This window comes from Burkholderia sp. E168m23 (assembly GCF_016586125.1).
GTDB classification, from domain to species: Bacteria; Pseudomonadota; Gammaproteobacteria; order Burkholderiales; family Burkholderiaceae; genus Burkholderia; species Burkholderia orbicola.
On record NZ_BCPP01000678.1, the window covers coordinates 1 to 4,025 of the forward strand.

General features: G+C 68.3%; 4 protein-coding genes. 2 read left to right on the forward strand and 2 right to left on the reverse strand.

Translation table 11 applies throughout. The features are described from left to right. Positions 1-173: 173 nt before the first annotated feature. On the forward strand, positions 174-1,163 hold the full coding sequence (locus JMF90_RS27280) for a zinc-dependent alcohol dehydrogenase family protein (protein ID WP_011548353.1): 990 nt from the start codon (positions 174-176) through the stop codon (positions 1,161-1,163). A 45-nt stretch (positions 1,164-1,208) separates the two neighbouring features. On the opposite strand, the gene JMF90_RS27285 is transcribed toward JMF90_RS27280, so the two are convergent. After that, on the reverse strand, positions 1,209-2,102 hold the full coding sequence (locus JMF90_RS27285; RefSeq protein WP_011548354.1) for an SDR family oxidoreductase: 894 nt from the start codon (positions 2,100-2,102) through the stop codon (positions 1,209-1,211). Between the two features lie 95 nt (positions 2,103-2,197). Here JMF90_RS27285 and JMF90_RS27290 point away from each other — a divergent pair, with 95 nt between their 5' ends. Next, positions 2,198-3,055 (forward strand): helix-turn-helix transcriptional regulator, encoded by an 858-nt coding sequence (locus tag JMF90_RS27290; protein ID WP_011548355.1) that lies wholly within the window; start codon positions 2,198-2,200, stop codon positions 3,053-3,055. Between the two features lie 168 nt (positions 3,056-3,223). Here the strand turns inward: JMF90_RS27290 and JMF90_RS27295 are convergent, their stop codons facing one another. Next, a complete protein-coding gene (locus JMF90_RS27295) occupies positions 3,224-3,607 on the reverse strand; it encodes a hypothetical protein (RefSeq protein ID WP_011548356.1) in 384 nt (127 codons plus the stop codon). Between the last annotated feature and the right edge of the window lie 418 nt (positions 3,608-4,025).

The window sequence follows — 4,025 nt, forward strand, 5'->3', positions numbered from 1 at the left end:
CGTTCATCGACTGGCTGACCGAGCTGTTCGCACGGCGTTATCCGGCATAAAACAGGTTCGCATTGATTGTTATTCGTCAAATAACAATCAATGATCCTGCCGCGCGTTTATCCGGTGCGGATGCCCGCCTACGATGCTGCTTCATCGACACCCGTTCATCGAAGGAGCGCTCCATGACCCGCATCGTTCGTTTCCACCGCATCGGCGGCCCCGAAGTCCTGCAGATCGACACCGTCGACGTGCCCGCGCCGGGCCCCGACGACATCCAGCTGCGCGTGAAGGCGATCGGCGTCAATCGCGCGGAAGTCATGTTCCGCAGCGGCGAATACACGTTCATGCCACGCTTTCCGGCATCGCTCGGCTACGAGGCGTCGGGCGTGGTCGCGGCGGTCGGCCGCAACGTGACGACGTTCGCGGAAGGCGACGCGGTGAACGTCGTGCCGGCCTTCTCGTTCGCCGACTACGGGATGTACGGCGAAGTGGTGAACGTACCGGCGCGTGCGGTGGTCAAGCATCCGGACAGCCTGTCGTTCGAGGAGGCGGCCGCGACGTGGATGATGTTCGTGACGGCCTACGGCGCGCTGATCGAACTTGGCGGCCTCCAGCGCGGCGAGGCGGTGCTGATCGGCGCCGCGTCGAGCAGCGTCGGGCAGGCCGCGATCCAGGTGGCGAATCGGGTCGGCGCGGTGCCGATCGCGCTGACGCGCGGCGAAGCGAAGCGCCAGGCGCTGCTTGACGCGGGCGCGAAGCACGTGATCGTCGGCAGCCCCGCCGACCTGCCGCGGCAGGTGGCGGAACTCACGGGCGGCATCGGCGCGCGCCTCGTGTTCGATCCGGTGGGCGGCCCCGAGGCGGCGAACCTGCTGCGCGCGCTGGCCATCAACGGCACGTTCTTCCAGTACGGCGCGCTCGATACGCGCGACATCCCTGTGCCGCTGATGGACCTGCTCGCGCGCCACCTGACGCTGCGCGGCTACGAGCTGTTCGAGATCACCGGCGACGCGCAACGGCTCGAACGCGCGAAGCGCTTCATCGTCGACGGCCTCGCGGCCGGCGCGCTGAAGCCGCGGATCGATCGTACGTTCGCGTTCGACGACATCGCGGATGCGCACCGCTACATGGAAGCCGGTGCGCAGGTCGGGAAGATCGTCGTCACGGTGTGAGCGGTTGTCCGAGCCGCACCCATGGCGAGCGGCGCGCGCCGCTCGTCAGCTTTCGAAATACTGCGGCCGGTCGATGTCAGCCAGCAACCCCGGCTGCGTCGGCGCCCAGCCGAGCGATGCCCGCGTGCGCTCGCTGGTTGCGGGCGCATCCATCCCCGCAAATCTCGCGAACCAGCCGAAGTGCTCGCCGGCTTCCGACGCCGACTTCGCGACGACCGGCACGTTCAGCCGCCGCCCGATCACCTCGGCGATCTCGCGAAACGGCACGCCCGTATCGTCGACCGCGTGATAGCGCGCGCCGGCCGCGCCGCGCTCGATCGCTAGCCGATACACGCGCGCCGCGTCGAGCCGGTGCACGGCCGGCCAGCGGTTCGCACCGTCGCCGATGTACGCCGACACGCCCTTCTCCCTCGCGAACGCAATCAGGCGCGGCACGAACGCGTGATCGCCGTCGCCGTGCACGGACGGCGGCAGCCGGACGACCGACGCGTGCACGCCGCGCGCTTCGAGCGCGACCGCCGTCGCTTCGGACGCACGCGGATAATTTTCCGACACCGGCACGTGCGGATCGTCCTCCGTCGCCGCGCGGCCGGGCGCGACGAGCGCCAGGCCCGACGTGACGATCAGCGGCCGCGCCGAGCCCACGAGCGCCGCGCCGATCGTCTCGATCGCGCGGCGGTCGAGTTCGCAGTTCTGCGCGAAGCGCGAGAAGTCGTGATTGAATCCCGTGTGGATCACCGCATCGGCGGCTTCGGCGCCGCGCGTGAGGCTGTCGAGATCCTCGAGCGACCCGCGATGAACGTCGGCGCCCGCCGCGGCAACCGACGCCGCGGCCGCGTCGGACCGCGCCAGCCCGAGCACCGAGTGCCCGGCGGCCACGAGCTCGGCCACGACGGCCGAGCCGACGAATCCCGATGCTCCCGTAACAAAGACACGCATGTTCAGCACCTCCGGATGAAATGGAGGCTTACTATCTGTCGAGCGCCGCTCGCGGTGAAGTCGTGACGGTTTACTGGTAAACGAACTAACAGGATATGGCTGACGCCCCCGACAACCTGCTCGGCGCGTACCTGCGGGACCGCCGCGAAAAACTCGACCCGGCCGCGCTCGGTCTGCCGGCGACGCGCCGCCGCACGCCGGGCTTGCGGCGCGAGGAAGTCGCGCAGCGCGCGCACGTGAGCGTCGCGTGGTACACGTGGCTCGAACAGGGGCGCGGCGGCGCGCCGTCGGCCGACGTGCTCGACCGGCTCGCCCGCGCGCTGATGCTCAACGAGGCCGAACGCGAGCACCTGTTCCTGATCGGCGTCGGCCATCCGCCCGAGGTGCGCTATCACGCGCCGGCCGGCGTGACGCCGCGCCTGCAGCACGTACTCGATTCGCTCGACGCGAGCCCCGCGATCATCCGCACCGCGACGTGGGACGTCGCCGCGTGGAACGACGCGGCGGCCGCGACGCTGACCGACTATGCGACGCTGCCACCGGCCGCGCGCAACATCCTGCGGCTGATCTTCGTCGACGCGGGCGTGCGTTACGCGCAGCCGAACTGGGAGCGTGTCGCGCGATTCGCGGTCGGCGCGTTTCGTGCGGACGTCGCGCGCAGCGGCGCGACGCAGGCGGTGCAGGCGTTCGTCGACGAGATGCGCGCGACGAGCGCCGAATTCGACGCGATGTGGCGCGACCACGATATCCGTACGCACGACGAAGGTACGAAGGAGATCCGCCATCCGCAAGCCGGCCGGATCGCACTCGAATATTCGGCGTTCTCGGTCACCGGCAGCCCGGACCTGAGCCTCGTGATCTTCACGCCGGTGACGCCGGCCGATCGCGCGCGGATCCGGGAACTCGTCGCGGCCCGCGAACAGGCGCGCGCAACACAGGCGCCGGCTGCGTGACCTCACGCGGCTTTCCCGGGAACCTGATTCAGGACGACACGTATCAGCGGATCACGAGGCAGACCTCGTCGTTCGATATCCACCACTGACGAACGCGGGCGAAAAACGCAAAGGGGCGTCGCGCACGAATGCGCAACGCCCCTTTGTTCGTTCACGGAAAAGCGCCGGCTACGCGGCGCGCTGCAGCAGGTCCGTGGCGAACGACTTCGCATGCGCGACGGCTTCCTGCGCGTCGCCGAATACGCCGAGCTGATCCCAGTGCTCCTCGGCCGCGTAGGTGCCTTTCACGGCGAGCGCCCGCTGGACGCTCAACTGCGCCGCGTATCGGCCGTCGTCCAGCGGCCTGGCCGTCGCGACCACCTTGTGCGGTGGACTCGCCCGCTCGGGCTGAACCAGCTCGACAGGGCCGCTGAGCGTGCCGATGTTCATCAACTCGTTTCTGGTGTTGCAGTCCGGACAGTAGAAGCACCAGCCGGCGCCCTCCTGATGGTGCCTGACCTGCCCGCGAGCCAGCACGGCACGACATTCGACGTTTTCGCAGATGAACGGCATCGCAGTCTCCGGAGTTGTTTGACGGAAATCCTAGCATGTCCGACGGCGGTCAACCATCGGCATCCGCATGATTGCCGTACTGGCAGTTTCGGCTGGTTACGGAGGCCCGGTCAGGCAAGCGTCGGCGCCTTTCGCTGCACTGCAAAATCGGCGCTTTTTCCCGCATCGGGAAGCCGCCTGCACGACCGCGACGGTCGCCGGTAGGCCGGCGACGAAGCGACTGCTCGACATCACCCGGGATAAACTGTCAGGCCGATACCGAACCGAGAGAAGCGTCATGTTGATCCGCGTTGCGACCCTGGCCGATGCCGTCCCGCTTGCCAAATTGAAGCGCGATACGTTTCGCGAAACCTTTCTGCAGGACGGATTCGGCATCGACTACCCGCCGCACGATCTGGCCGAATACGAAGCCCGGACT